We start from the raw sequence: 25,972 nt of genomic DNA, 5'->3' as shown, positions 1-25,972 counted from the left end.
GGCTGCGGCTTTTCGGTGCCCTGAAGGCTCGTTCGGCAGGTCAGCGCCAACACACGAACGGTTCCGTAAGTACCTGCAAGGCTTCAATATGCGACTGAAGAATGGGCGGAAGCGCCGGCTTGTGTGCCATGGACCGCGAGGAGGGCAGGCCCATGTTTCCCGTACCACCGAACGAGGAGGTGCGTCTCGCCACGCTGCGGGATCTCGCGATCGTCGGCACCCAACCCGAGCCCCATTTCGAGGCGGTCTGCCGCCTCGCGCGCTCCGTCTTCGCGGTGCCGATCGCCCTGATCTCCCTCGTCGAGGAGGATCTGCAATGGTTCAAGGCCAAGTGCGGCCTCGATGTGGACGGTACGCCGCGGGACGTGGCGTTCTGCAACTACACGATCCTGTCCGACGCGGCAGTCATCGTCGAGGATGCCGCCGCCGATCCACGCTTCACCGACAATCCACTTGTGCTCGGCGAGCCGCATATCCGCTTCTACGCGGGCGTACCGCTCTCGCTTAGACCCGACCTTCGGATCGGATCGCTCTGCGTCATCGACACGGTGCCGCGGACGTTCTCTGACGAGCAGATCCGCCAGCTGCACGACATGGCCGAGGCCGTCGTCGCCCATCTGCGGCTGCACGAGGCTAAGCAGGCTCAAGCCGCCGAACTCGACGAGCGGCGGCGCATTACCGCCAAACTAGAACAGGCCAACCATATCCTCGCCGAGCGCAAGGCTGCACTTCGAGCCGCACATGATGCTCAGCGCATCGCTGAGGCCGCCGCCTCGTTCGGGTACTGGCGTATCAACGCCGCCGACCGCACCATCGTCTGGTCTGATGGCGTCGCGATGGTGTTCGGCGCGCCGATGCCGGCCAGTGGCATACTGCCGCTCGACCAGCATCTCGGCTTCTACCATCCCGACGAGCGTGCTGCCCTACGCGCGCGGATCGAGCGCGTGATCGCGGGCACTGATCCTGACAGCCGCGACGGCTACCAAGGGCAGGCCCGCGTGATCCGGCCGGATGGCGACATGCGGCTCGTCATGGTCCGCGGCGTGCCTCAGCGGGACTGGAACGGTGACGTGACGGCCATTCACGGCATCGTCCTGGACGTGACTGATCAGGTGCGCATCCAAGAGCGCCTGCGTGAGGTTGACGAGGTGCTCGGCAGCACGCTCGACAGCATGGACCAGGGACTCGTGGTCCTCGATGCCGACGAGCGCGTGCGCGCCTTCAACAGCAGCGCTGCCGAGCTTCTCGATCTGCCCGCAACCGTTCTGCACGACGGGGCGGCACTGGTGGACATCCGCGACTACCACGCCGAGCGTGGTGACTTCACAGGGATCCCGTCAATCCTCAAGAACAAATTGACGAAGGTCGGCCTTCAGCATCTGCCCGCCGTCTACGACTTGCCGCTGCCGAATGGGACGACCTTGGAGGTCCGGCGCTCCGATCGCGCAGAGGGCGGATGGATCGTTACCTTCACGGATGTCACCCAACACAGGCTGGCGGAGCGCGCCGTTCAGGAAAGTGAGCATCGCTACCGGCTGCTGGCCGAGAACACGACCGACATCATCATCTGGTCCGACCTGACCACATGCCGCCAATACGTCTCGCCTGCCGTGACACTTGTACTCGGCTATACGCCGGAGGACATGGTCGGCACTCGACCGTTGGATTTCATTCATCCTGAAGAGGCCGAAGCGTATCGCGGCATCCTGGATGACCTCACGAGCGGACGCGTCGAGCGAGCCCTGACATGTCAGCGCTACCGCCACCGCGACGATCACTGGGTCTGGCTGGAGATCTCTTTCAATCTCACCCGTGATGCGGCAACAGGCCGAGCGGACGGATATGTCGCAGCGCTGCGCGACATCACCCAGCGCAGGGCCATGGAAGAGGCTCTTCGCGAGAGCGAGGCACGCTACCGCTCCGTGATCCAGGCCCAGTTGCAGGAGGCGCGCGAACGTGTGGACGTCACCACCGCTACGAGCGCGGCCATTCTGGCGCAACTCGCCGAGGGTGTCATCGTCACGGATGCTGCTGGCAAGATTACCTTAGTCAACACGGCGGCGGCCGAGATCCACGGCGTGGCTCGGCTCGACGTGGAGCCGGACGCCTACAGCGACACCTACCGCCTGTACACGGAGGATGGCCGGCCATATCCGCCGCGCGACCTGCCGCTCGCCCGTGCTGTGGGCGGGCACGCGGCGCGGGATGCACGCTGGCGGATCCGGCGCCCGGACGGGACTGAGGTCCTCGCCACCGGCAACGCTCTGCCGCTTGTCGATCAGGACGGCGCGCAGATCGGCGCGGTGCTCACGATCCGCGACGATACTGCGCGCAACACGGCCGAGAACGCCCTACGCGACCTGAATGCCACTCTGGCAGAACGGGTTGCCGAGCGCACGCAGGAGGCCGAGGCGGCGCGAGAACTGGCTGAGGCGGCGAGCCGGGCGAAGTCGGAGTTCCTGGCCGCCATGAGCCATGAGATCCGGACCCCGCTCAACGGGGTGATCGGATACGCTGACCTCCTCTGCGAGGAGCCGAACCTGAGTCCGAGCGCGCACCAGCATGCCGAGCGCATCCGAACCGCAGGCTCAGCGCTGCTGACCGTGGTCAACGACGTGCTCGACTTCTCGAAGCTTGAGGCCGGACAGGTTGAAATCGTGCCGCGGCCGTTCGCGCCGGCCGCGCTGATCGACAACACGGTCTCGATCGTGCGGGGCTCAGCCGAGGCGAAGGGGCTAGCGCTCGGCGTCAGCTTCGATCCTGCTGTGCCTGGATGGCTGCTGGGCGACGAGGACCGCTTGCGGCAGGTGCTGTTGAACCTGCTTAACAACGCCGTGAAATTCACCGCACAGGGCTGCATCGACCTGCGCATCGATGCGCAGGTCACGGGCGGTGGGGTCCACCTGCGCTTCTCGGTCCAGGACACCGGCATCGGCATCTCGCCGGCCAAGCGCGACCGTCTGTTCCAGCGCTTCAGCCAAGTGGATGGCTCGATCGGGCGCGATTACGGCGGGAGCGGGCTGGGGCTGGCGATCTCGAAGGCACTCGTCGAACGCATGGGCGGTTCGATCGGGGTTGAGAGCGAGTTAGACCGCGGCTCGACGTTCTGGTTCGCACTCGACCTGCCCCTCGCAACCGGACCAGCCATTGCCGCGGAGACGTCATCCATCAGGGGTACCCGCGCGGGCAGGCGTCTGTTGCTGGTCGAGGACGTGCCACTCAATCAGGACCTTGCCCGAGTGATCCTGGAGCGAGCCGGGCACTCAGTAGACGTGGTTGGCGACGGTGCTGCCGCGATCGCGGCCGTGCAGGCGAACGCCTACGACCTCGTGCTGATGGACGTGCAGATGCCCGGGACGGACGGACTTTCCGCTACGCGGCAGATCCGGGCGCTCGGCGATAAGGCAACGCGGGTGCCGATCGTGGCGCTCACGGCCAACGTCCTTCCGCAGCAGGTCGCCGAGTTCGGAGCGGCGGGTATGGACGATCACGTCGGCAAGCCCTTCCGGCGCGACGCGTTGTTGGCTGTTGTCGATCGCTGGACGGTAGGAGGCAACGCGAGCGGTGAGACGCGCGCGACGATCGACCTCCCAGTGTTCGAGGACTTGAAGGAGGTGGTCGGTCACGAGCGGATGGTCGGCCTTCTGACGATGCTGGCGGATGAACTCGCCCAGCGGTTCGGACCGTCGTCGCTGGCGCATGATCGTGAACAGGTCGCCGGGGATGCTCACGCCATGATTTCGGCGACGAGCATGGTCGGCTTCTGCTCGCTGGCGGACCTGTGCCGAAGAGTCGAGAAGGCGTGCCGAGCTGGTGACGCCTATGAGCCGTTGCTTATCGAGTTGTGCACCCGCAGTTCCGGGACGATCGAGGAGATCGCCAGACTCCGCGCGACGTGTTCGGCCGTCCGAACAACACGTGGACCGCATTTGAAAGCGCGCTGAAGGCAAGGGAGGCCTCACAGCCAGACATCCGTGGAGTCTACCAGCGTCGTTGCCGAACGACTATGGTACCGCAAGAGCTGCCTGCTGCCCCAACGGGCATATCAGCGCATCGATCGACTGAGGCCGGAGATCGACGAAGCCGATCGGCGCAGCAACCCGCGGCCGATCCCGCCTCATTCCATGGGGGAATGAGGCTCACGTAGCGAGCACTGCCTAGCGATGCCAGCGCGGACAAGCTAATTGGTTTGTAAAATGATCACAAGTCTATCGCGGTTTAGCATCTTGACTTCATAGCGTAGATAGTAATGTACAGATCGCCCTCCGCACGTTCGCGAGAGAGAGATAGGATTGAGGCAGGAATAAAGTGACGGAAGAATCCATGGGGCCTGCCCCCAATTTGATCGAACTCGCCAGCGGTATCGTGGCCGCTTACGTCTCTAACAATTCCGTATCCACATCTGAGCTTCCGAACCTACTTGGGAGCGTACACAGCGCGATTTGCGGGTTGACCTCTGGCGGCACTGCAGTTGCAAGGAAACCAGCCACGGGTGTCGAGAAGCCGAGCGCGACTCAGATCCGCAAGTCGGTCCGGCACGACGGGATCGTCAGCTTCATCGACGGCAAGACTTACAAGACGCTCAAGCGCCACCTGACCAGCCACGGGCTCGACCCGCGCAGCTACCGGGAGCATTACGGCCTGCCGGCGGACTACCCGATGGTCGCTCCGAGCTACGCCGAGCAGCGCTCCACCTTGACCAAGTCATTCGGTCTCGGCGTACCGGGCACGCACGTCAAGCGTCGCAAGACCGAGACGAACCGCTTACCGGTAGTTCGACACCCGACGCGCGATCGCTCCGAGGGATCGAACAATCCCGGCGAGTTCGATGCCGGTCGGCCAAAATTTCGGGACCGCTCATCCAAGTGAGGCGTGTCTAGAACGAGTCACGTCCGGATCGGCGAGATGCTTCTATTCTGGGGCGGTGCCCACCGTGTCGGCCATGCGAGCCCGGCGCGCGCCTAGGGGTTGCGGTTTGCCGACGGTGGTGTCCTCGGCGGTCTGGTGCTCCGTCTCGGCGTTCACCTGGGCGCCGGCCAGCACGATCATGGTCGAGAGCCAGATCCAGGTCATGAAGCCGATCGCCGCCCCGAGCGAGCCGTAGGTCTTGTTGTAGCTGCCGAAATGGGCGACGTACCAGGAGAACAGGGCCGAGGCGACGAGCCAGAACACGGCCGCCAGGGCGCCCCCCGGCGTCACCCAGCGCCAGCGCGGCGCGTCCCGGCTGGGCCCGTAGCGGTAGAGGACCGCCAAGCCACCGAGCACGGCGAGCAGGAGCACAGGCCAGCGAAGCAGGTTCAGCCACAATGCTTCCTTGCCGATGCCGACATACGCGAGCACCATCGGCAGGACCACGATCGCCGCCAGCGCTAGAACGAGGAACAGCAGCGCGCCTGCCGTGAAGGCGAGGGAGATGAGGTTGAGCACGAAGAAATTGCGCTTCTCGCGCTCATTGTAGACGAGGTTGAGCGCGTCGAAGACGTGCTTCACGCCGCCGTTGGCGCTCCAGACCGACAGGGCGACACCGATGATCAGGCTGAGGCCGAGGGTGGTGTTGCCATTCTCGTTGAGCCGCTTGACCTGGTCGCCGATGATCTCGATGGCCCCTTGGGGCAGGATGCCTTGAAGGCTGGTGAGCTGTTCGTTGATGGTCGCGGCGTCGGCGATGAGCCCGTAGCAGGACACGAGAGCCGCCACCGCCGGGAAGATCGCCAGCAGTGTGAAGAAGGTGACGCCCGCCGCGATCAGCGACAGCCGGTTCTCGCCGATGTCGTGATAGGTACGTAGAGCGATGTCCTTCCAGCCCTTGACGGGGATCTCGGTCGGCTTCGATGCTCGTCGGCCGCGGTCGGCCTGCGTGCGCGCCACCTCCTGAGCCGCGGTGCCGGTGTGAGACGGGGAAGGCTTCCGTGCCGCTTTAGCCTGATCGTCTCCGCGCCGCGGGAGCTCGGCGGGGCTTGTACGGGCTCCACGCCGCGGCAGGGCCACGACGCCGAGAAGAGCGGTGGCCAGCCCTACCGTCCATATGAGAGCGTTCGTTTGCTCCCGGCTCGGCGGGGTGCGATCAAGCTTCGAAGATGTCATCGGCGAACCCCGCACGTCAGGCTGCGCGGTAGCAGCCCGCGCAACAACGGGAAGCCATCTTAAACGTTGCAGAGGATTGGTCGCGAGGCAGGATCAAGACGCCCGTACATAGCACTGGCTTTTCCACGGGCGGCCTGCTCCTGCAGCCTCATCATTCCCCCGAAATTACGGCTGTCGGGACAAGTATCGAACCGGTCCTCCGGTGCTATGGTATGGCCGCCGACCGGGTTCAGCTATCGTCCTCGTAGTTGCTGCACTTCGCCTCTTGGCGCGCGAGGTCAAGAACGCGCCGCCGACCCACGGGATCGGTGATCGTTCCCCACAAGCGCAGCAGCTCGAGCAGCGCGATATCCTCGTCAGGCTGCGACCCGAGGAACGCCCCTACGGGTTTGCCGAGCAGATCGGCGATCTCACGAAGCCGCCGGTAGGTTTGGGATCCTGGCGGGTTGGAGTTCTCATCCTCATCAGAAGACAGCACGGTTCAGATCTCCGCGTGGAAGCGTCGGGTGTAGTCGCCGCTCAGCGTCGCCAGCCGACCTTGCAGCTCCAAGACCTCGATGCGGTAGCGGCGACCGTGATCCTGCATCGCTGCGGCGAGGGAGGGATCGGCACTCTCGTGGGCAGCCTGGACCAACTCGTCCGCCCGCGCGTTCGTGGCGACGATCTGCGTGAGCGTGGTGCTCATCATCGCGAGCATCATCTCGCGCACGCTCTCAAACTTCGGCTCGCGCATGACGTGAATCCTCCGCTGCAGCCGACGCCAGTATGTCATCGCAGCGATCAGCGGGCCATCCGGTCGCCGTTTAGCCAGATCGCTCCTGAGTCTCGCGTGCGCGCAGCCCCTCCTGCACGCGCCGGATCGTGGTCCGGCTGACCTTGAGCTCGCGCGCCACGGCCGAGGCGCCCCGGCCCTCGCGCAGGAACCGCTCGGCCTCGCGCCGCCGCTCCGGCGTCAGGCTCGCCGGCCGGCCGAGCGTCTTGCCCTCGGCGCGCGCCCGGGCGAGACCCGCCTGGGTGCGCTCGATCAAGAGGTCGCGCTCGAACTCGGCAACCGCGTTGATCACGCCCATCGTCAGCTTTCCGGTCGAGCTGGTCAGGTCGACGCCGCCGAGAGCGAGGCAGTGCACCCGCACCCCGAGGGCGTCGAGGCGCTTGATCGTGCCGCCGACGTCCATGGCGTTGCGGCCCAATCGGTCGAGCTTGGTCACGACGAGGACGTCGTCCCGCTCGAGCCGGTCGAGCAGGCGGACGAAGCCCTTACGCTGGTCGGTGGCGACGCTGCCCGACACCGTCTCGGTGATCACCCGCTGCTGCTCGACCTGGAAGCCCGCGGCCGCGATCTCCTGCCGCTGATTGTCGGTGGTCTGTCCGAGAGTCGACACACGGAGGTAGGCGAAGGTGCGGGGCATGATCGAGATTCGGCCGAAAACAGTGGCCGAAACTAGACCGTGGCCGAAACCACCGCAAGGCTATATTTCGGCCAATCACATACGGCATGGCCGAAACCGGTCGGTTCCGGCCATGCCCTTGCGGATGAGAACCATGGTGGATCCGACGAGAATGCCATTATGCCGATTTATGGTAGATACTGAGTGCTGACCATACCAGCTCATGATGGAAGGCCGATCACATCGTGCACAGCGAGGTATCACGTCCTGAGCACCACACTTTCCAAGATCGACTTAGTTGGTCGCCTGATCATCCCTGCTCAGGCTCGCAGGGCTCTCGATCTGGATTACGGAGGTCCGGTCGTGCTGACCCTGGTGGACGGTGAGCTGCGGGTTCGTTCTGTCGCCACAGCCATGGCGGCGCTGCAGGCCCAGGCTTCTTCATACCTGGCCGGTGACGACGCCTCGGTCGCCGCCTTCCTCGTGGCTCGCCGCGCGGAGGCCGGTCCGGAAGAGGAGACATCGGTAGGCACGCAAGATCAGGTGAGCGCAATCACGGCGGAGCTTGTTCGTGACGCGTAGCGTCCTCGATGCCTCGGCGCTGCTCACCTATCTGCCGCCAGGAGCTTGGCTGGGAGCAGGTGCGTCAAGCCTTTACTGGGACCACTACGATGACGAGCGTGAGCTTCGGCGAGGTCGCCGGATGGATGGTGCGCAACGGGGCCGATGAGGCAACGGTGCGGGCGCTACGGGATGGCCTCGTGTACCCTCTTACGCCGGTCGACGACCTGGCTGTTCGCGCGGCCCTGCTCAAGCCGCTGATCTTGTCTAAGGGACCCGGGATCGGGGACCGGCTCTGCCTCGCGCTGGCCGCCCGCACGACCGCGGTCGCGCTCACCGCCAACGCCTGGTTGGCCGAGGTTGCCGGCGCAGTCGGCGTCGAGGTTCAGCTCATCCGATAAGCTTGGGGGCGAGCGCACAGCGTTATCCAACATTACAAAATCCGGCCTAGTTCATCGACAGCGATGTACTTAACCGGCCGGCTCGCAGTCCCTCCCCGGCAACCTCTTAAAAATTTTGAATAGATAACAGAGCAGGTAATAGACTCAAATTCTCTTTCTGAGATGATCGGTCCAAGGGCCTAAAACACCAACTTCTCCTTTCCCGATCTGACGGCTGGAGAGCTGTGCGGACATTGGGGCATATCCGCCGCCGATCGCGCGGATCTATTTCGGCTCTCCAGGCGTCTGAACCCAGGAGAGCCCTCAAGCGCAGCGCCCGTCGCGCTCGGCTCGTCGTGAGCGGAGTTCAACCGGTGGCTGTCGCGATCCAGGCAAACGAAGCACAGCTCCCGGCACGAACCGCCTCCGTCGCTCTGTCCCTGGGCGCACTCGGCATCGTCTACGGCGATATCGGCACCAGTCCGCTCTATGCGCTCAAGGAGACCGTCAAGGTCGCAGCCGCAAGTGGCCCCCTCCAGCAAGACGCGGTGCTCGGCTCCGTCTCCCTCATTCTCTGGTCGCTGTTCCTCATCGTCGCGCTTAAGTATGCCATCTTAATCCTGCGCGCGGACAATCATGGCGAGGGCGGCATCGTGGCCATGCTCGCCCTGCTCGGTGCCCGGCACGCACCTCCCCGCTCTTGGCGCGCCCTCTTGCTCGTCGTCGGCCTGATCGGCGCCGCGCTGCTCTACGGCGACGGAGCGATCACCCCGGCCATCTCGGTGCTCTCGGCCGTCGAGGGCTTGAAGGTCGATGCCCCCGGCGTGACGCCCTTCGTGGTGCCGGCCACCGTCGTCATCCTGATCGGTCTGTTCTCGGTCCAGCGGAAGGGAACCGGCTTCATCGGGCGCCTGTTCGGACCCGTCATGCTGCTGTGGTTTGCCACCATCGCGGTCGTTGGCGCGGCCGGCATCCGACAGAACCCAGAGATCCTGGCGGCTCTGAACCCGTTCCACGCCGTCCATTACCTAGTCACCGCGCATCTGCCGGTCAGCTTCGCCATGCTGGGTGCGGCCTTCCTGGCGGTCACGGGCGGCGAGGCGATGTACGCCGATCTCGGCCATTTCGGGCGCGCACCGATCCGTATGGCGTGGTTCACGATCGTGCTGCCCGCCCTCGTGCTGAACTACCTCGGCCAGGGCGCGCTGCTGCTCTCGAACCCGGAGGCGGTCGACAACCCGTTCTTCCAGCTCGCGCCGGGCTGGATCCACTACCTGCTCGTGGCGTTCGCCACGCTCGCCACGGTGATCGCCTCCCAAGCCATCATCTCCGGTGCGTTCTCCTTGACCGAGCAGGCGATCAAGCTTGGCTTCTTCCCGCGCATGCGCATCGTCCACACCTCCGGCGAGGAAGCCGGGCAGATCTACGTGCCGATCGTCAACTGGCTCTTGGCGATCGCGACGCTGGGCGCTGTGCTGGCCTTCGGCTCGTCGGACGCGCTCGCGGGCGCCTACGGTATCGCGGTGTCATTGCTGATGGTGATCACCACCGTCTTGGCGGCGCTGATCGCCGTGCACTGGGGCTTCAACCTCGCCCTCGTGCTCGCCGTCAATGGCGCCTTCCTGCTCGTGGATCTGACCTTCTTCAGCGCCAACACGCTGAAGCTGTTCGAGGGTGGCTGGTTTCCGCTGCTGTTGGCGGCGGGCGTGGCCTTCCTGATGCTGACGTGGCGGCGCGGTACGCAGCTTGTGGAAGCGGCTCGGGTGCAGCTGCGCATGCCTGAGGAAGAATTCCTGCGTCGGGCCGAAGCCAAGCATCTGCCGCGCATCCCGGGCACAGGGGCGTTCTTGACCTCGGCCGAAGATGGCATGCCATTGCCGCTGATGAATTTCGTGCGCCACCTTGAGGTGCTGCACGAGCGCGTGCTGCTGATCACGGTGCAGACCCTGGACGTGCCGCATGCCTCCGAGGCCGAGCAGGTCGCGGTGGTGCCGATCGCTCAGGATGTCACGCGGGTCATCCTGCGCTTCGGCTTCATGGACACCGTGCACGTCCCGCGCGCCTTGAGGCGGGCGGGAGAGGACGGTAGGCTGCCGGGCGTCGACGTGGACCGCCTGAGCTACTTCATCAGCCACGAGACGGTCGTCGCCTCTGAGAAGCATCCCGGTATGGCGGGTTGGCGCGAGGAGATCTTCGCACTGATGCAGCGCAATGCCGAGGAGACGGCGAGCTACTTTTGCGTGCCGGCCCGTCAGGTGATGGAGGTCGGCACCGAGGTCGAGGTGTGAGTGGAGGCTCTCATGGGATCAATCGTATGCCCCGTGTGCGGACTCTCGGACTTCGAGATCCACCCGCAGGCGGAAGATGGGCTTGCGGCGGCCGCGGTGTGGACGGACGCGTTCGTGCAACGCTGCCAGCACGTTCAGGAACGAAGGCACCGAGCTGATCTCAAGTCACACACCTGTCCGCACTGGGCGCGCGCCGTGCAAGATGCCGCTGAACAGGTCAGCCGGGAGGCATCTGCTTAATCCTATTCAAGAGGGTCGGCTCTGGTGGAGCGGATCTGCGGCGTCCTCGCCGTCAGCCCGTGGTGGCGCTGCGACGGCATTTACCATCCCGATCAGCGCGTGCAGGCCGAGCGAGGCGCGACCTTGATGACGACCGCGTCGCTGACCGGTTCAACATGCATGATACTAAGAGACCCGAGAACGAGGGGAAAACGGCGTCGTGGCCTGGCGCTCTCCGCATGAAGGAGGACCAGACTTCGGTACCCGTTGATAAGCCGTCAGCGAACGTATCTCGGCCTGACGGTTACACTCATTGTGGCTTCGGTTCAGCCGCCTGATGCTCTGGTGGCGTTATAGGAGCAGGCTCTTCGGAGAGCTGCTTGCGACGACCTGCCAGCTGGCTTTGAACATCTGCCAGCTCCTGGCGGACTGAGTGTATCTGCTTGTCAAGATCCGCTAGTTCCGTGTTTCGTCGAGCCATGCTGTCGCTAAGCGTGGACAGTTGGGCCTGCGCGTCAGCCTGCCGGTTCTGCAGAGCTTCTATTTCCGTGCTCAACCTGTCCCGAGTGTCCTGAAGCTTCTTGACCGCAGCCTCAGTTTGACTGCGCTCAACGGCGACACGGTCGCGGTCCGCCTGAGCGGTGGCCACATCCTTCTGCGCAGATGTGAGACTGTTCCGAGCCTGTTGAAGCTGCTGGCTTGATTGATCGATATCGGCCGTCAGCTTAGTCCGGTCGGCGCTCAAGCTACTGATCACTTGCTCGAGGTCAGCGCGTTGCCTGGATGCCTTCTCAATCTCGGCCTTCGCGTCCGAAAGCGCCTTCTGCGCGGCTGCTGACCCCTCGCGAGCCGTCTGCTGGCTCTGCTCGGCCTGGGCGAGTTCCGCCGACTTGACCGCGCTCTCCTGCATCAGGGTTGCGAGGCTGCCCCGTAGCAAGGCCTCCTGCTCGCGTGCTTCCTCCAGCCGCGCTCCGACATTCGCCAGATCTTGGGTACGGGTCTTGGCAGCCTGATCGGCTTTGTCCGCGACCTCACGCAATGGCGCAATCTTCTGCTCGGCCTCCTGAATCTGAGCCTGCAGATCGCTGAGGCGCTGTATCTGCGCCTGCTGCTCTTCAGTTGCTGCACTCGTCTTCCGCTCGGCTGCCTCCTGATCCTGGCGCAGCGTCGCGAGCCGGGCTTGCAGCTGCTCGACGTCCTGAGTGGCTTGACGCCCCTGCTGTTCTGCCGTCGCGATCCTGGCCTGCAAGGTCGACAAGGTGCCAGTGGTCAGTCGCTGCTGAGCCAGCTCGTTCTGCAGGTTGACCTGCTCCGCCTGGAGCGAGCTGATGCTCCGCTCGAAAGCTCGGCGGTGCTTGGCATGCACGGCAGTGACGATGACCAGCCAGACTAAAAGAACGGCCGCCACGACGGCTAGACTTAAGGTTAAGGGGCGACGCAGTTCGGACTGGACATCGATCGCCATGATTTACCCGCGCGTTGCAGAGGATCCGGGCTTTAACGCAGGAGCGTGGCGGATAGGTCCGGCTTCGGACGATTCGATGATCGTGCGGCCGGGTGCGGTCGAGCCGGCGCGCTCGCCCGAGGTGCAGGTTATCGCCACCCGCTATCCGCATCGTGCAACTTCTACCCACAACCTTGACCGCATAGGCTTCAGATCGATCTCTCGGAAATTGAGGGCGGTACACCGGCCTGCAGCAGAACCTGGACGTGCTGGCTCGGCGCGATCACAATACCCTGATCAACGAGCCCAGTAGCAGGTCGGATCGAGCGTCTGAAGATATTCAAGCACGTGATGTTTTGCTGCGCCGAATAAATATCCATAGATAAATAACCTAAATCGCGTGCGCGACGGTCATGCTGCGAACGATTAACGCGAATAACAGGAAAAATGCCGTCTCGTCCCAGCAACTCAGAACAGAAGACGTAAGTCTCGCTCGGGAATGCAAGGCAAGCACAGCGCTCAGAAATGCAGACATGAAAAGCAAGCTTGCAAGGGTCTTGGCTGCCGTCTCCGGCTTCGACAAAACTGCAAACAGGCTCAGAAGAGCAAACTTGGAAATAATGTGGGTTATCCTTACATAGTTGAGTTGTGCTATGCGCAGGCGTGCTGCGGCGAGGCGCTCTTCAGACATGGAGGGTACCGAGTTCTGATCGGCCAGCGCCGAACGGCTTCCGCGGCGGACCGCGAAAAGGCCTACAACGCGTCGTCGCAGCCTCCAGGTGACACGCAACCCGATCATGGCAGGTGCGATCCCGAATAGGCCGGTTCGGAGACCCCACACGACCGTGCCCTTGATGCAACGGGCCAGAGCAGACAAAATCATCGCCTGCAGCCGGACCAAACGACTGACCCGCTGGAGGGAGCGAGGTTTACGCGTGGCTATTCTGTTGCCGCCTCTCTTCAGCACAGTTGGTCCTTTCCGGCCTGCCCGATCTCAGCAGGATCGATATGGGAAAGCACGGGCTTGTACCTAGGCCGCCCCGGACCGATTAAGAGGACAGACCGATGACTCATCAGTTTCGACTTGTAATGTTGTGTGATTGATCGCGAACTTTTCTTGGAGTTATCGACCTATTTGTATCAAATACTGGTCGCCCGGATAGCCATCCGGCATGATAAGGTGAGCTGTGAGCGCTGTCTCCGTTGTGCTCAAGGGCCAGACGTGGAGATCGTGCAACTCCCTCACGCCGGTCCGGGAGGCGAGATAGTCACGGATAGTGGAGAGCTCGATGCCGGGGGGAACGGCTGCCAGCGACATCGTCACGCTGTCACGCAGAAGGCCCCAGGTTCCCCAGACAATGACCGCGTTGATGACGAGGCTGACCACGGGATCAAGCCAGAGCCAGCCCGTCAGCAGAATTACCAATCCGGCAACGACGACACCGGCTGAAACGCCAGCATCCGCTGCCATGTGCAGAAAGGCGCCTCTGATGTTGAGATCGCCCTTTCGTCCCGACGCGAACAGCCACGCCGTGAAGCCGTTGAGGACCAAGGCTGCCGTAGCTACGATCATGACGGTCTTGCCGGCGACGGGTTCGGGGTGGAACAGGCGCTGCACTGCTTCCCAGCTCAAGGCCCCAATCGTCACGAGAAGGAAGACGGCGTTGAAGAGCGCAGCGAGAATGGATGTCCCCTTCAAACCATACGTGAAGCGCGCCGTCGGCGCGCGCTTGCCGAGGATTGCTGCCGACCAAGCGACGAGTAGGCCCAACACATCTGAAAAATTGTGGGCGGCATCCGCCAACAATGCCATGGAGTTGCTGAGATAGCCGTAAACAGCTTGAATGAGAACGATGGTGACGTTCAGGACCACGCCGATGGCGAACGCCTTGCCAAAGTCGGCAGGCGCATGACTATGACCTGCCCCGTGTCCGTGAGGGTGGTCCGCATGGTCGTGCTGGCCGCCGTGGTCGTGGTGGTGATCTAACATGAACTCCGATCCGTCAGTGGCAACGACATCCCTATGATAGCGGTCGAGTCCACATTTCCATCGCTTGCGATCCTCTCACAGGCTCCTTCAGTCGCCCGCAGTCGATGCGAGCAGTGCACCGTAGCGGAACGTAGCGATACGTCTGGACGGCTCGGTGAAGGTACCCTCACCGCGATCAGCGCGCGCCGTCGTCACGGTCCCTTACAGGATGCCGCTACCGGTACAGTCTACGCTCACAGGTACAGGCGAGCCCTTGAGATCGAGCGTAGATCCGCCGCTGCACGCGACCAATCCCTTCGCGTTGCGAGTGAAAAAGGCGAGGCGCAAGAGGCGGACGGACGCGTGACCCGTAAGGACGCTGTCGTCCGCACGCCGGATCTCGAAAGGTAGCGAGTCGAAGCCAAACGTACTGCCGCTGTCGCCCAAGCCAAGCTGAATACCGGGCAGCGCCGCGCCGCCACAGCTGGATAGGAATGGCAGCGATGCTCCGAGGCAGGTATAGAGCAAGCCTTTCCGCATCGCTCCCTCGTTGATCATGCCGTCCGAAATGGGAGTGCGCCGTTTTCTGCTACTGCCGGCCAGTCGAGCATGAAGGTTTGCGGCAATGGACGCTCTCGGAACACGGGACAGCAGCCGAGCAGATCGGCCATCCGATGTCGTTTTCATAGGGCCGAGCAGGCGGCTTTCGCACGCGCTCAGGTCTTTCGCAGCTTCTCCTCTTCCTGCAGAACCTCGTTCTCGACCTGCACGGTGACGTGGCGCGTGTTGAACTCGGCCGCCATGATCTGCTGCACCGCTTTGAGGATGCGCGCGGCCTCGGCCATGTCGGCTACGACGACGTGGGCGCTCATGGTGTCGATGCCGGAGGTGATCGAGCGCACATGCAGGTCGTGGACAGAACGCACCCCCGGGATTGCCAGCAACTGACGCTCGACGATGCGGGTGATCACAGACGCGACATCTGAGCCACGGAAGCCGTTCGCAGCCTCATAGGCATCCAGCGGTTGAGCGCGCGCGCCCTGTGCTCCGGGTGCGCCCGAAGCGAGCATGATGAGACCGGCGACGAAGGCGTAGTTGATGTTCGGCATCTGTATTCTCGCGGATGAACCGTCCTCACCAGCTCGGCTTGTCGCAGTTCCGTTGCCCCTGGTCGCGGTCACAGCCGTCCCGAACATCCGCTCCGGGCACCGGAGCCGAACCTGAACGCGTAGCCCGGTGTACGGTACCGCCAAGCCGGATTTCGCTTCATCATCGCACGGGAAAGCCGCGGTTGCGAACCGCCCTGTCCCTCCTGCGTTGAGGCGGCACAGCTTTGCGGCTGTCCACTGAGCCACAGGAGACGCCATGTCCCGATTTGCCCTTTCTCTCGCACCGCTTCTCGTCCTGACCGGCTTGGCCGCGGCCCAGACGGGTCCGGCGCCTCAGGCGCCCGCTCCTGCCGCCACACCTCCGGGCGCTGCGCAACCCGCCCACGGCACCACCGGTCACAAGGAGCGCGAGCACGAGGGCCTACAGGCCGCGAAGGTCTCGCTCGCCCAGGCTCTCGACACGGCCGAGAGCAAGGGGCCGGGCCGCGCGATCGAGGCGGACTTCGAGAATGAGGGCGGCAAATCGTATTACGAGATCAAGGTGCTCGGCAGCGACGGCAAGCTCACCGATCACCACATCGACGCCAATTCGGGTCAGGTGATCAAGAGCGACAACCACCCGATCGAGAGCTACTTCATCCGTCTGAAGCCCTCCGACGTACAGAATGCCCCCGCGAGCCTGAAGCAGGCGGTGGCGACCGCCGAGCAGAAGGCGGGCGGCAAAGCGGCCGAGGCGGAGGTCGAGCGCGCGGCCGACAGTGTGCAGTACAAGATCACGGTGGTGACCGGCAGCCAGTCGCAGGAGATCAGGGTTGGGGCCGACGGAAAGATCATGCCGAACAAGTAAGGCATGACAGACCCGGGCGGGGCCTGCGCTCCGCCCGGATCGTACCGGGTCAGCCCGCGATGGAACTGGCTTCTCGCTCGCTCCGCTGCACGTCCGAGTCGCCTTCGCTCCCGGGCGGCTCGAGCTTCGAAAAATCGCCCATGACGGCACCGCGCAGAAGGGTAAACAGCCGCCGCCCATCGATCAGGAACAGAAGGCCGGCCAGCCCGAGGTAGGCCCAGGCCAACCAGGTCAGCGTCGCGATCGTACGTGCCTCGTCGTTGCGGTAGACGAAGGCCAGCCCGACCTGGACGGTGAACAGCGCGGCCAGCGCCAGCGCGGACCAGAGCCCGAGGCGCAGGCGCAGCAGGAGCGCGATGCCGAGCAGCGACTGGGCAGCTGTCAGGAAGAACTCCTCGCCTTGGCGCGCATCGAGCGGCAAGGGGCTGATCGCGCCCGCGCCGATGCTCAGGGCGAGCGGCAGCATGCCGACGAGCAGCGTCCACTGGTTGATCTTGTCGCTAATCATGGCGATCAGCCCGTCGCCGGCACGATTGGCGCGCACGAACAGCACCGCCACCGTGATCGCCGGCGCCTCGCTGGCCAGGGGCGCCAGCCACTGGATCAGCAGGAACTCGTTGAGTCCGATGAGGCGGCCCGTGCTCACCATCGCCTCGGCGAAGGGCTCGGCCGAGACCAGGATGACGCCGCCGGCCACGGCCACGAGGCCAACCATGGCGGTCCATTGCAGGCCGGGAGAGAGCGTGTTCAGCGCCGCGGCCGGCCCCGGCTCCTCCGCCTCCTCCGGGTTGTCGCTTTTCTGCAGATTGCGCGCGCGCCAGACATAGGCGCCGAAGATCGCGATGAGCACGACGAAATCGAGCAGCGAGATGCTGCGCTTGAGCACGATCACGAAAGCGTACAGGCTGGCAAGCAGCAGGAACCCGACCTCGACGGCGTTGCCGGGCGCGAGGTCGATCGAGCGGTGTCGGTCCTTCATCCAGTGCAGCAGCACCATCAGGGGCCAGGCCAGGCCGACGAGCAGCCGATTGGCGCCCGTCATGTTGGCGGCCGCGTACTGGACGTACTGCGAGTTTGGGCCGGAGGCGCCAGCCATGTAGGCGTAGTAGATGTCGATCGCATATTCCGGCAGCACAGTCACCAGGGCGACGGCTGCCAGGATGAGGCCTTGCGAGATGTGCTGCTCGGCCGTCTCCGCTCCCCAGGACAGCAGGAAACCCGCGGCCAGGATGGCGATGCCGAAGGCGGCGACATCGACAAAGGGGCTCGGCTGCCAGCCGCCCAAACGCAGGATGACGGCCGGAAGGGTCGCCGTGACCGCAAGGGCGACCAGGATCAAAAAGCGTCTCACCCACACTCCTCCGCAGAACGTTACGGCTCGCTCGTCCGCGCTTCTGCAACTCGCCCCTTGCCGGCCCCGGCAAGGGCTTGCCGTGCCTCAGCCCCGGGCATCGCTCCCGCGCTCGAAGGTGGCGACGCGGTAGAGGTAGAGCAGCATAGCCAGGATCAGCACGCCGTTGCCGATCGGCTCGACGAAGCGGCCCACGAGACGGTAATTCTCGCCAAGCCCGTAGCCGGCCCCCGTCAGCAGCCCGGTCCAGACGACCGTGCCGAGCGCCGAGTAGGCCAGAAAGGGCGTGAGCGGCATGCCGGCAACCCCGGCCGGCACCGAGATCAGGCTGCGCACGCCTGGGATGACGCGACCGACCAGGACGGTGACGCCGCCGCGCTGGGCGAACCAGGCACCGGCCCGATCGACCTCGGCCGGGCCCAGGGTCAGCCAGCGCCCGTGCCGGGCCGCGAAGCGCCGCAGGCGCTCGCGTCCGAGCCAGCACCCCACGCCGTACCAGAGCAGCGCGCCGCAGAGCGATCCGGCGGTGCCGGCGAGGAACACGCCGACGAGACTGAGCTGGCCGCGCGCCGCGGCAAAACCTGCCAGTGGCATGATCACCTCGGAGGGGATCGGCGGAAAGATGTTGTCGATCAACATCAGCAGGAAGACGCCGAGGTAGCCGGCCCGCTCGATCGCGGTCACGATCCAATCGACCAGCGGATCCTCCTCGGGACGCAATCTTGCGTGGCGGTCGAGCACCCCCACAGCTCGGATCGGGAACGCACTAAGCGAAGGCGGGTTCACACGCGGACGCTCGAACAGTTGTCGGCGCTTCATCGCCGGACGCTAGGGGACCGAGCGTTGCCTGGGAGTTGAACGCACCGATGCATCATCCATCCCATACGGCACCCGTCTTCGGCACACCGACGTTGCTGCAGTCCGGCTTGACCTGCTGGCGGATCGAGCGGGCGACGCGCTTTGCCCCGATCGTGGATGCCGCCGCCTACTTCGCGCATCTGCGCAGCGCCCTCCTACGCGCCCGCCACGCGGTCCTGTTTATCGGCTGGGAGTTCGACACCCGCATCAAGCTCGACCCCGACCACCCATTGCCGGGCCTGCCGGAGGAACTCGGCCCGTTCCTGTCCGAACTCGGCCGGCGTCGACCGGAGCTGAGCATCCGCGTGCTGCAGTGGAACCTGGGGGTCCTCGGGACGCTGGCGCGCGGCACGACGCCGCTCTACCTCATGAACTGGATGCGGGCCCGCGGCTTCCGGTTCCGGCTCGACAGCGCCCACCCGCCCGGGGCCTCGCATCACCAGAAGATCGTCGTGATCGACGACGTGCTCGCCTTCTGCGGCGGCATCGACATGACGGACGACCGCTGGGACACCCGCGACCATGCCGACCAGGACGCGCGCCGGGTGCGTCCGTCGGGACACGGCTACGCGCCTTTCCACGACGCCACAGTCGCAGTCGACGGCGCCGCCGCCGCAGCCCTCGGTGCCCTAGCGCGCGAGCGCTGGTATCACGCCACCGGCGAGCGGATCGCGCCGCCCGGTCCACCGGCGCAAGATCCGTGGCCCGACGGGCTGAGGCCGCTTCTGCGCGACGTGGAGGTGGGAATTGCTCGGACCGCGCCGGCCTATCACGGCCGCCCGGACGTGCATGAGATCGAACGACTCTACCTCGCCGCCATCGCGGCAGCGCGCGACACGATCTACATCGAGAGCCAGTACTTTGCCGCACGCTGTATCGCCGAGGCCATGGCGGCCCGTCTGCGGGAGCCGGACGGGCCCGAGATCGTCGTGATCAATCCCGACCGTGCCATGGGTTGGCTTGAGGAAGCGGCCATGGGACGGGGACGGGACCGGGCGCTGGCGCACATCCGCTCCGCGGACCGCTTCGGACGCTTCCGCATCTACCGTCCCGTGACCGCAGCCGGGCAGCCGATCTACGTGCATGCCAAGGTGCTGATCGTCGACGACCGCCTGCTCAAAATCGGCTCATCCAACCTGAACAACCGCTCGATGGGTCTGGATACGGAATGCGATCTGGCCGTCGAAGCCGTGCCTGGCCATGCGATCGATCAAGCGGTTACGGCGGGGATCCTCGGCTTGCGCCACGCGCTTCTGGGCGAGCACCTCGGCGTTTCGCCGGAGGAGGTGGCGAGAACGCGCACCCACACGGGCTCACTGATCGCCGCGATCGAGGTGCTGCGCCAGGCAGCCGGGCGTACCCTGGTTCCGCTCGACGGGCCAAGTCATGAGGTCGTGCCGCCGCTGAGCGAAGGCGAGCTTCTCGACCCCGAGCGGCCCGAGCCGGTGTGGAGGGCGGTGCTGCACGCCCTGGCCGACAAACGCCGTCGCCGGGCCGATCTCGCGCAGTCCCTGTCGAACGGTAAAAGTATCTCGAAGGGGTGACGGAACTCAGACCTTCAGCAGGTCGATTGTGCGGCTGTTGAGATCGTCGAGGGTTGCGATCACCCTCAGGTTCGCCTCGTAGGCCCCCATCGCTGCGCGCAACCCGGCCATCTCTTTGGCAGGGTTGACGTTTGGCAGCTTCAGATTGCCCTGCTCGTCGGCAGCGGGATGCCCGGGACTTGAGATCGAGCGGAACGGGCTGGTGTCGTGCACGACGCGACCGACCGGCTCTGCGTCAGCCCCGACCGGATCGAATACCGCGATCCTGCGCCGGTAGGGGTCGCCGCCGGGCGTGCTCGCGGTGCTGTTTGCGTTGGCGAGATTCTCGGTCATGACCCGCAGGCGGCCCTGCTGCACCCGCAGGCCTGCCGCCGCGACGGCAGACCCCGTGATGCCTTCGGCCTTTGCCATCCACGCTCTCCCGAAAACCGAGCAGGGGATCGGAGTCTGAACCCGCAATGTCTCAATGAATAGTTAGCGATCATAGTTAGTGAAGAGTTAATCGCAGCCTGCATCCCCTGCGCCCGATGGTTGAGTGAGACACCTCGTTAGCGGACCACGCTCGGCCGAGACCGTGCGCCGTCACGGACGGCGCGGTCGTTTATGCTGGGTGACGTGCAGCGACGCTCCGGAAGCAGTCAGCTCGACGCGGGCGCGCCCGAGGCAGCGTCGACTCAGGCGCGCGGGGGTCTCGGCAGGCGGCCCGGAAAGACCGAGCGGACGGACGCGGCCAGCCGCGCGAAGCTCAGGCGCCAGGCCAGGTCCGGCGTGGCCGCAGTCGGCCCATGCGGATTGACGGCGCCATGGCAGCGGCAATGCACCCCCGGGTCGACGGCCTTCTCGCTGACCGCCCCCTCCGATGCCACGGCGAGCTCCATGTGATCGTGCCCCTGCTGATCATTAGTGTTACGCTAGGTCGGCGGCCAGTCCGGCGGTCGGCGCCGCGACGACGAACGCTAGGACCAGGGCAAGCGCACGCGCGTCGGTCGCCCACCACCCCGTGATCGCCCCGAAGGACCTATGGCTCCGCGTCGCTGGCATCACCGCCCTTATGACCAATTCGAGGATTTTACCGCAAGCCGTCGCCATCCAGGGCGCCGGCCGGGGCGAGGGTGTCCGGGCACCCCGACGTACCCGCCCCGACTCGCGTCGGGGCGGGCGTTCCACGGCGTGCTTGAGGGGCAGACTACACACCGTGAACCCTTTGTCGCGCGAGTCGGCTCAAGCGAGCGCGTAGCCGATGCCCGCAGCGAGAACCGCGAAGACGACGAGGAGGGGCAGCAGTCGCATGACGTCATCTCCACCCCTCGCCCCCACCGCCCACGCGGCTGTCACCTCTTGCCGGTAACGTCCTGGCTGTGCCCGTGGGCGTGGCCGTCGTTGGCGCCGTGCGCCGGCGTGCCGTCAGGCCGCCTCTCCTGCGACTCACGGACCCGCGGATCGTCGCGGTGGGCGGGTCCACCGGAGACGCCGCCGGTGTTCGGGACCGCGCGCTCGGGGTTCGCCGCGTTTCCGTGCCCGTCGATCGCGAGCGCGGGCATCGCGGCCGCCGCGAGCGTCGCGGCGGCGAGAGCGGCAGCGAGCGTCCTCTTCATGGGTCCATCTCCTGTTCGGTCCGCGGCCGAATCGACCGCTTCAGGACCCGAGATAGACGGCCCGTATGTCTGTCGGTCGCCACGTTCGTGACGAAGTGTGTCCGCCCTGCGCACGGGCATCGGATTCGGTTCGCCGCCCGGACGATTGCGTCGACACACTTCGTCACCGTCCGGAAAAGCCGCGGCCAAGGGGCGGGCTTAACCCAAGGGGCCCCCGGCGCGACCGAGCGCGGCCGGAAGCCCCCCGAAGATCATAGGTCACAAATGGACAAATCCTTCCCGTCGAGCCCCGCGACGCGCGTGCCGCTCGCCATTGCGCTGGCTGCGCTGGCGGGCTCCGCGGACTCGATCGGGTTCCTCGAGCACTCGCAGCTGTTCATGTCGTTCATGAGCGGGAACACAACCCGCTTCGGGGTCGCGGCCAGCGGGTTCGACTGGTCGGGAGCCATACGCTTCGGCAGCACCATCTCGCTGTTCTGCTTCGGCGCCTTCGCCGGGACGCTGCTGGCGGCTTGGGCCGGCCGGTGGCGCCTGTCAGTCCTGCTTGGCGTCCAGGCCGTGCTGCTGTCCATCGGCAATTTCCTGCCAGAGGGGCCGGAAGCGTTCCCGCTGCACGCATACCCGGTCGTCCTGGCGTTGGGCATCCTTAACGCGACGCTGCAGGACGAGGGCGGCCGAAGCCTGGCGCTGACCTACGTCACGGGCACGGTCGTGCGTTTCGGGACCGGGCTCGCGAACATGATCCTGCACGAGCCCGCGCCCTCCTTCTGGCTCCAGGCGCCGCTCTGGGCGGGCCTGACCTCGGGTGCGGTCGCGGGCGGCTTCCTGCAGAGGCTGCTCGGGCCCGACGCCTTCCTCGTGCCAGCCGCGCTCTCCGCGGCGCTGGCGGGGGCCACCTTCCTCCTGACTCTGGCACTGCCAGGTAGCGCCTACGTGTCCAACGAGCGTTCGGCGCAGCCGGACGCGCACCCCGACGCGCCGGCGACCGCGCGCTAAGGGTCGGCCGGGGGGACGCCGCCGCGGCCGCGCCCCCCCGTCCCGGGCAGGCGGATCTCGGCCCGCAGGCCTCCCCCCGGCCGGTTCGACAGGCCGAGGCGGCCGCCCTCGGCCTCGACCGCCCGCCTCGCGATGGTCAGCCCCAGGCCGGTCCCGCCGGTGTTCCGGTTCCGCGACGCCTCCAGCCGCACGAACGGCTCGAACGCCCGGGCGACGTCCCCCGGCGGGATGCCGGGGCCGTCGTCGTCGACATGGACCACGAGGGCGTCGTCGTCGAAGCCCAGGGCGATGCGCACGCGGCCGCCGTAGCGCACGCCGTTGTCGACGAGGTTCTCAAACGCCCGCCGGAGGGCGACCGGCCGCACCTCCGCCAGCGCCCGGCCGGGGCCGGCATACGCGACATCCCGGCCGGCGTCCGTCGAGGTGTCCGCCACCGCCATCAGGAGACTCGCGACGTTGGCGACCTGCTGCGCCTCCGGGTCATCGCCGCCGCGCACGTACGCCAGGGTGGCCTCGACCATGGCCTGCATCTCGTCGAGGTCCGCCGCTATCGCGCGGCGCTCGTCGGCGTCCTCGACCCGGTCGAGGCGCAGGCGCAGCCTGGCGATGGGCGTTCTCAGGTCGTGCGAGACCGCCGCCAGCGCCTGCGTCCGCTTCGCCACGAGGCCGTGGATGCGCGCCTGCATTGCGTTCAGGGCGCGCCCGATCCCGCGCGTCTCGTCCGGCCCGACCTCCGGCACCGGCACGACCGCCCCCCGCCCGATCCGCCCTGTGGCGCGGGTCAACTCGCGCAGGGGCCCGGCGATGCGGTGCACCACGACCACGGCTGCGACACCGACCAGGATGGCCATCGCCGTCGCGAGGAGGGCCCACGGCCCTAGGCGGGCGAGGCCCGGCGCATGGGCAGAGCGGAAGGTCAGGTAGCCGCCGTCCGGGAGCGGGAAGGCGCCGCGGAGGTCCCGCTGGCGCAGCGGCTCGTCCGGCGCGGCCAGGGCGAGCGCCAGCCCTGGGCCGAGCACGGGTTCGACCTCGAGGACGCGGTCGCGCAGGTCGCGCAGCGCCGCGTCCGTCCCGATGGCTTCGGCGGGCGGGCCCCGCTCCCAGCCGACCTCGAAATGCTTCGACGAGAGGGCCTTGGCCTCGTCGGCCCGCTCCTCCGGCGGGCGTCGCGACACGGCCTCGCGTGCGATGACGAGCTGGCGGGCGACCTCGGTGGCGAAGGCCTCGTCGGCCGCGGCCGCCGCCGAGAGGCGGTAGATCGCCAGCGCACCGCCATGGACGAGGAGCACGGCCAGGAGCAGGACGACGACGGTGCGCCCCTCCAGGCTGCGGGCGAGGCCGAGGAGGCTCCTCATGCCCGCTCGACCTTGGCGGCCAGCATGTAGCCGGAGCCCCGCACCGTCTTGATGACGGGGGCCGTCCCCGCGGGCGGTTCGAGCTTGCGCCGCAGCCGGCTGACCAGCGTGTCGACGCTGCGGTCCGACGGCGCGGCGAGCCGCCCGCGGCCCATCTCCAGGATCTGCTCGCGGCCGAGCACCCGGCCCGGGTGTTCCAGGAACACCAGCAGCAGGTCGTGCTCGGCGCCCGACAGGTCGACGGCGGCGCCTTCGGGATCGGTCAGGGCGCGGCTGCGCAGGTCGAGCCGCCAGCCGGCGAAGGCGAGGGATTCCGGCCGCGACGCCGCGCTCGGCACCGGCGCGAGGGCCGACCGGCGGAGCACCGCCCGGATCCGGGCGAGGAGTTCCGGGCGCCCGAACGGCTTGGCGACGTAGTCGTCGGCGCCCAGTTCCAGGCCGAGCACCCGGTCTGCCTCCTCGTTGCGGGCGCTCAGCATGATGACCGGGACGGTGCCCTTCGCCCGCAGGGCCCTGAGCAGGTCGAACCCGGACGCGCCCGGCAGCATGACGTCGAGGAGGACGAGGTCAACCGGCGTGTCGGGCAGGAGCGACCACATCTCGGCGCCGCCGCGGCAGCCCGTGACCCGGAAGCCGCTCTCCCGCAGGATGCGGCTGACGAGCACGCGCATGCCGTCGTCGTCCTCGACGAGGAGGATGTGGGCCTCGTCCGGGAGGGACTTGGTTTCGCCCGCGGCCAGCATTCCGGATCCAGCCTAGCCGATCATTCCCTCGAGCAGGAGCAGCAGCAGGAAGCCCGCGAAGAACATCGCCGCCAGGGGCGTGTATGGATGCCCCCTGTCTGGCAAGCTTGATCTTCGATGTTTCGGCGGGGTCTTCGATCGGACGTGTGTCAGGCCTCACGATGTGGCCTTCGATGACGCCACGGGCCGGTATGCTGTTCGGAAGGCTGGGTTCACATCGGTTCAGAGAGCTGCCTGCGCTCGAGCCCCGGGTCTGAATGTCCCTGCCTTGAACTTCGAAGTCCGTGTCGCCTACTCCTCGTCGATCGCTCGCCCCCTCCCGACGCCTCAGGGATATCCCTGGTGCCAAACCGCTGAGCGAGGCCGAGCTGCTGTCTGCAACCGACGCTGCCCGCTCCGACCTCTTGTCGTTCCCCCGCCTGGTGCGTGCCGAGAACCGGGCCGGAGCGCCGCCGCTTCACACGCGAGGAGAAGGTGCGCTTCGTCACTGAGGCGGAGCGGCCTGGCCAGTTGCCGCTCGCCGTCTCCGCTCTATCCCAGCAAACGTGGGTAGAAGACTACCGACTGCCGCCCCCGTTGGCGCTTCCGTTCGGGACCGCCCGCTCGGGATGGCCCGCATTGCCGCCGGCCGCGGAGTCGGTCGTTATTGTGCTCGCTCCTGTGGGGCCGGGGGCTATAACTATGTCACGATCATTTCCGGTGGTGTTAGGTTGTCTTTGGATCACAACTCCTGTCGCGCCGGACTGCCCAGGGGCGGGCAAGCCTTGGGCTAAGGCTGGGCTGCTTGCGAGCAGACCCAACACGCAGAAAAAGCTAATCTTTGTCATGATCTTTCCTGGGCGGGATGTTTCGGGGTGAAACCTGACAACCAGCCGCCCCACGGTCGGTTGCAACGTGAGCCCTCATTTAAGGCCTGAAAGAACACCACCGGTCTGGAGTTTCGGCGCTCGCCAGGCGGATCTCCCCAGGCGCAGGCGACGGAGCTGCCCCGCCCCGCTAACGCGTCGAGATCGCCAAGTGGGAAGTCATGTGTCTCCATCACACCGCTGACCAGCGGGCCCACGCCGCTGCTTCGTCTTCCGCGACTTCCGTCCGCGCCTTCAACCGGCAGGAAAGCCGAAGGCGCCACTGACAGCCACAGGGCGCAAACGCCTCGTCACGCTCAACGCCATACCTGCCCGGAAAGCCGATTATCGCGCCGCAGCCACCACGTAATTCCAGTGGCGGTAAGCCCAGCGCGG

The 25,972-nt window shown here is 66.1% G+C and carries 23 protein-coding genes and 1 pseudogene; 8 read left to right on the top strand and 16 right to left on the bottom strand.

The features are described from left to right. The first annotated feature begins 152 nt into the window (after positions 1 to 152). Together MTDSW087_RS16715 and MTDSW087_RS16710 are read left to right on the top strand one after the other, a co-directional pair. Positions 153 to 3,944: a PAS domain S-box protein gene (locus tag MTDSW087_RS16715; RefSeq protein WP_186383876.1), complete on the top strand. Its 3,792-nt coding sequence runs from the start codon at positions 153 to 155 to the stop codon at positions 3,942 to 3,944. A gap of 364 nt (positions 3,945 to 4,308) precedes the next feature. Beyond that, on the top strand, positions 4,309 to 4,869 hold the full coding sequence (locus MTDSW087_RS16710) for a Ros/MucR family transcriptional regulator (protein ID WP_144765843.1): 561 nt from the start codon (positions 4,309 to 4,311) through the stop codon (positions 4,867 to 4,869). A gap of 42 nt (positions 4,870 to 4,911) precedes the next feature. Here the strand turns inward: MTDSW087_RS16710 and MTDSW087_RS16705 are convergent, their stop codons facing one another. The 4 genes from MTDSW087_RS16705 to MTDSW087_RS16690 form a co-directional block, all read right to left on the bottom strand. After that, on the bottom strand, positions 4,912 to 6,084 hold the full coding sequence (locus MTDSW087_RS16705; RefSeq protein WP_144765841.1) for a YihY/virulence factor BrkB family protein: 1,173 nt from the start codon (positions 6,082 to 6,084) through the stop codon (positions 4,912 to 4,914). Positions 6,085 to 6,313: 229 nt separating this feature from the next. After that, a complete protein-coding gene (locus MTDSW087_RS16700) occupies positions 6,314 to 6,562 on the bottom strand; it encodes a hypothetical protein (RefSeq protein ID WP_144765838.1) in 249 nt (82 codons plus the stop codon). Between the two features lie 3 nt (positions 6,563 to 6,565). Further along, positions 6,566 to 6,817 carry a hypothetical protein gene (locus MTDSW087_RS16695; RefSeq protein WP_144765836.1) on the bottom strand — a complete coding sequence of 84 codons (252 nt, stop codon included), beginning with the start codon at positions 6,815 to 6,817 and terminating at the stop codon, positions 6,566 to 6,568. 70 nt (positions 6,818 to 6,887) lie between these two features. Further along, positions 6,888 to 7,493 (bottom strand): recombinase family protein, encoded by a 606-nt coding sequence (locus MTDSW087_RS16690; protein ID WP_144765834.1) that lies wholly within the window; start codon positions 7,491 to 7,493, stop codon positions 6,888 to 6,890. A 342-nt stretch (positions 7,494 to 7,835) separates the two neighbouring features. On the opposite strand from MTDSW087_RS16690, the gene MTDSW087_RS16685 reads away from it, so the two are divergent. The 3 genes from MTDSW087_RS16685 to MTDSW087_RS16675 all read left to right on the top strand — a co-directional run bounded on the left by MTDSW087_RS16685 (position 7,836) and on the right by MTDSW087_RS16675 (position 10,701). Further along, on the top strand, positions 7,836 to 8,054 hold the full coding sequence (locus tag MTDSW087_RS16685; RefSeq protein WP_053611564.1) for a hypothetical protein: 219 nt from the start codon (positions 7,836 to 7,838) through the stop codon (positions 8,052 to 8,054). 89 nt (positions 8,055 to 8,143) lie between these two features. Then, the gene (locus MTDSW087_RS16680) at positions 8,144 to 8,434 is read left to right on the top strand and encodes a PIN domain-containing protein (RefSeq protein WP_053611565.1); all 291 of its coding nucleotides are present in this window, start codon (positions 8,144 to 8,146) and stop codon (positions 8,432 to 8,434) included. A 353-nt stretch (positions 8,435 to 8,787) separates the two neighbouring features. Continuing rightward, positions 8,788 to 10,701 (top strand): potassium transporter Kup, encoded by a 1,914-nt coding sequence (locus MTDSW087_RS16675; RefSeq protein ID WP_370881419.1) that lies wholly within the window; start codon positions 8,788 to 8,790, stop codon positions 10,699 to 10,701. Positions 10,702 to 11,230: 529 nt separating this feature from the next. Here MTDSW087_RS16675 and MTDSW087_RS16670 read toward each other — a convergent pair. From MTDSW087_RS16670 to MTDSW087_RS16655, 4 genes and pseudogenes are all read right to left on the bottom strand, one after another. Further along, positions 11,231 to 12,385 carry a coiled-coil domain-containing protein gene (locus tag MTDSW087_RS16670; protein ID WP_053622009.1) on the bottom strand — a complete coding sequence of 385 codons (1,155 nt, stop codon included), beginning with the start codon at positions 12,383 to 12,385 and terminating at the stop codon, positions 11,231 to 11,233. Positions 12,386 to 12,755: 370 nt separating this feature from the next. Beyond that, entirely contained in the window at positions 12,756 to 13,055 is a 300-nt protein-coding gene (locus MTDSW087_RS16665) for a hypothetical protein (RefSeq protein ID WP_144765832.1), read from the bottom strand. A gap of 339 nt (positions 13,056 to 13,394) precedes the next feature. Next, positions 13,395 to 14,354 (bottom strand): annotated as a pseudogene (locus tag MTDSW087_RS16660) (cation diffusion facilitator family transporter). A gap of 695 nt (positions 14,355 to 15,049) precedes the next feature. Then, positions 15,050 to 15,442 (bottom strand): cation transporter dimerization domain-containing protein, encoded by a 393-nt coding sequence (locus MTDSW087_RS16655; RefSeq protein ID WP_053611568.1) that lies wholly within the window; start codon positions 15,440 to 15,442, stop codon positions 15,050 to 15,052. A 256-nt stretch (positions 15,443 to 15,698) separates the two neighbouring features. On the opposite strand from MTDSW087_RS16655, the gene MTDSW087_RS16650 reads away from it, so the two are divergent. Continuing rightward, positions 15,699 to 16,289, top strand: a complete 591-nt coding sequence (locus tag MTDSW087_RS16650; RefSeq protein WP_053622010.1) for a PepSY domain-containing protein — start codon at positions 15,699 to 15,701, stop codon at positions 16,287 to 16,289. Between the two features lie 49 nt (positions 16,290 to 16,338). On the opposite strand, the gene MTDSW087_RS16645 is transcribed toward MTDSW087_RS16650, so the two are convergent. Together MTDSW087_RS16645 and MTDSW087_RS16640 are read right to left on the bottom strand one after the other, a co-directional pair. Continuing rightward, positions 16,339 to 17,640 carry a sodium:proton exchanger gene (locus MTDSW087_RS16645; protein WP_083461060.1) on the bottom strand — a complete coding sequence of 434 codons (1,302 nt, stop codon included), beginning with the start codon at positions 17,638 to 17,640 and terminating at the stop codon, positions 16,339 to 16,341. 87 nt (positions 17,641 to 17,727) lie between these two features. Next, positions 17,728 to 18,381: a DedA family protein gene (locus tag MTDSW087_RS16640; RefSeq protein WP_238178954.1), complete on the bottom strand. Its 654-nt coding sequence runs from the start codon at positions 18,379 to 18,381 to the stop codon at positions 17,728 to 17,730. A gap of 113 nt (positions 18,382 to 18,494) precedes the next feature. Here MTDSW087_RS16640 and MTDSW087_RS16635 point away from each other — a divergent pair, with 113 nt between their 5' ends. After that, positions 18,495 to 20,042 carry a phospholipase D-like domain-containing protein gene (locus tag MTDSW087_RS16635; protein WP_238178955.1) on the top strand — a complete coding sequence of 516 codons (1,548 nt, stop codon included), beginning with the start codon at positions 18,495 to 18,497 and terminating at the stop codon, positions 20,040 to 20,042. A 6-nt stretch (positions 20,043 to 20,048) separates the two neighbouring features. Here the strand turns inward: MTDSW087_RS16635 and flgC are convergent, their stop codons facing one another. From flgC to MTDSW087_RS16620, 3 genes are all read right to left on the bottom strand, one after another. Then, positions 20,049 to 20,453, bottom strand: a complete 405-nt coding sequence (gene flgC, locus MTDSW087_RS16630) for a flagellar basal body rod protein FlgC (RefSeq protein WP_053622012.1) — start codon at positions 20,451 to 20,453, stop codon at positions 20,049 to 20,051. Between the two features lie 263 nt (positions 20,454 to 20,716). Further along, positions 20,717 to 20,920, bottom strand: a complete 204-nt coding sequence (locus MTDSW087_RS30865; RefSeq protein WP_238178957.1) for a hypothetical protein — start codon at positions 20,918 to 20,920, stop codon at positions 20,717 to 20,719. A gap of 453 nt (positions 20,921 to 21,373) precedes the next feature. Then, on the bottom strand, positions 21,374 to 21,637 hold the full coding sequence (locus tag MTDSW087_RS16620) for a hypothetical protein (RefSeq protein ID WP_053622013.1): 264 nt from the start codon (positions 21,635 to 21,637) through the stop codon (positions 21,374 to 21,376). Between the two features lie 264 nt (positions 21,638 to 21,901). Between MTDSW087_RS16620 and MTDSW087_RS16615 the strand changes: the two genes are divergently transcribed. Next, positions 21,902 to 22,633 carry a YoaK family protein gene (locus MTDSW087_RS16615; RefSeq protein ID WP_053609002.1) on the top strand — a complete coding sequence of 244 codons (732 nt, stop codon included), beginning with the start codon at positions 21,902 to 21,904 and terminating at the stop codon, positions 22,631 to 22,633. On the opposite strand, the gene MTDSW087_RS16610 is transcribed toward MTDSW087_RS16615, so the two are convergent. The 3 genes from MTDSW087_RS16610 to MTDSW087_RS30600 form a co-directional block, all read right to left on the bottom strand. Then, positions 22,630 to 23,988: an ATP-binding protein gene (locus tag MTDSW087_RS16610; protein WP_053622014.1), complete on the bottom strand. Its 1,359-nt coding sequence runs from the start codon at positions 23,986 to 23,988 to the stop codon at positions 22,630 to 22,632. The two genes, MTDSW087_RS16615 and MTDSW087_RS16610, sit on opposite strands and share 4 nt — an antisense overlap. Then, on the bottom strand, positions 23,985 to 24,731 hold the full coding sequence (locus MTDSW087_RS16605) for a response regulator transcription factor (RefSeq protein WP_142583738.1): 747 nt from the start codon (positions 24,729 to 24,731) through the stop codon (positions 23,985 to 23,987). Before MTDSW087_RS16605 ends, MTDSW087_RS16610 begins: the two co-directional genes overlap by 4 nt. Before the next feature lie 1,038 nt (positions 24,732 to 25,769). Further along, positions 25,770 to 25,972: hypothetical protein (locus tag MTDSW087_RS30600; protein WP_210248295.1), on the bottom strand; the 203-nt coding region annotated here is incomplete at its 5' end.

This window comes from Methylobacterium dankookense (genome assembly GCF_902141855.1).
In the GTDB taxonomy this organism is placed as follows: Bacteria; Pseudomonadota; Alphaproteobacteria; order Rhizobiales; family Beijerinckiaceae; genus Methylobacterium; species Methylobacterium dankookense.
Note: the sequence above shows the minus strand (reverse complement) of the source record. Positions and strands in the feature narration are given on the sequence as shown.

What these genes read in the sequence shown, in the direction of transcription:
- MTDSW087_RS16655 (WP_053611568.1), bottom strand. Translation starts at nt 15,442, where the DNA reads ATGCCGAACATCAACTACGCCTTCGTCGCCGGTCTCATCATGCTCGCT.
- MTDSW087_RS16670 (WP_053622009.1), bottom strand. Translation starts at nt 12,385, where the DNA reads ATGGCGATCGATGTCCAGTCCGAACTGCGTCGCCCCTTAACCTTAAGT.
- MTDSW087_RS16620 (WP_053622013.1), bottom strand. Translation starts at nt 21,637, where the DNA reads ATGAAGAGGACGCTCGCTGCCGCTCTCGCCGCCGCGACGCTCGCGGCG.
- MTDSW087_RS16690 (WP_144765834.1), bottom strand. Translation starts at nt 7,493, where the DNA reads ATGCCCCGCACCTTCGCCTACCTCCGTGTGTCGACTCTCGGACAGACC.
- MTDSW087_RS16605 (WP_142583738.1), bottom strand. Translation starts at nt 24,731, where the DNA reads ATGCTGGCCGCGGGCGAAACCAAGTCCCTCCCGGACGAGGCCCACATC.
- MTDSW087_RS16680 (WP_053611565.1), top strand. Translation starts at nt 8,144, where the DNA reads ATGACGAGCGTGAGCTTCGGCGAGGTCGCCGGATGGATGGTGCGCAAC.
- MTDSW087_RS16610 (WP_053622014.1), bottom strand. Translation starts at nt 23,988, where the DNA reads ATGAGGAGCCTCCTCGGCCTCGCCCGCAGCCTGGAGGGGCGCACCGTC.
- MTDSW087_RS16715 (WP_186383876.1), top strand. Translation starts at nt 153, where the DNA reads ATGTTTCCCGTACCACCGAACGAGGAGGTGCGTCTCGCCACGCTGCGG.
- MTDSW087_RS16650 (WP_053622010.1), top strand. Translation starts at nt 15,699, where the DNA reads ATGTCCCGATTTGCCCTTTCTCTCGCACCGCTTCTCGTCCTGACCGGC.
- flgC (WP_053622012.1), bottom strand. Translation starts at nt 20,453, where the DNA reads ATGGCAAAGGCCGAAGGCATCACGGGGTCTGCCGTCGCGGCGGCAGGC.
- MTDSW087_RS16695 (WP_144765836.1), bottom strand. Translation starts at nt 6,817, where the DNA reads ATGCGCGAGCCGAAGTTTGAGAGCGTGCGCGAGATGATGCTCGCGATG.
- MTDSW087_RS16615 (WP_053609002.1), top strand. Translation starts at nt 21,902, where the DNA reads ATGGACAAATCCTTCCCGTCGAGCCCCGCGACGCGCGTGCCGCTCGCC.
- MTDSW087_RS16665 (WP_144765832.1), bottom strand. Translation starts at nt 13,055, where the DNA reads ATGTCTGAAGAGCGCCTCGCCGCAGCACGCCTGCGCATAGCACAACTC.
- MTDSW087_RS30865 (WP_238178957.1), bottom strand. Translation starts at nt 20,920, where the DNA reads ATGGAGCTCGCCGTGGCATCGGAGGGGGCGGTCAGCGAGAAGGCCGTC.
- MTDSW087_RS16705 (WP_144765841.1), bottom strand. Translation starts at nt 6,084, where the DNA reads ATGACATCTTCGAAGCTTGATCGCACCCCGCCGAGCCGGGAGCAAACG.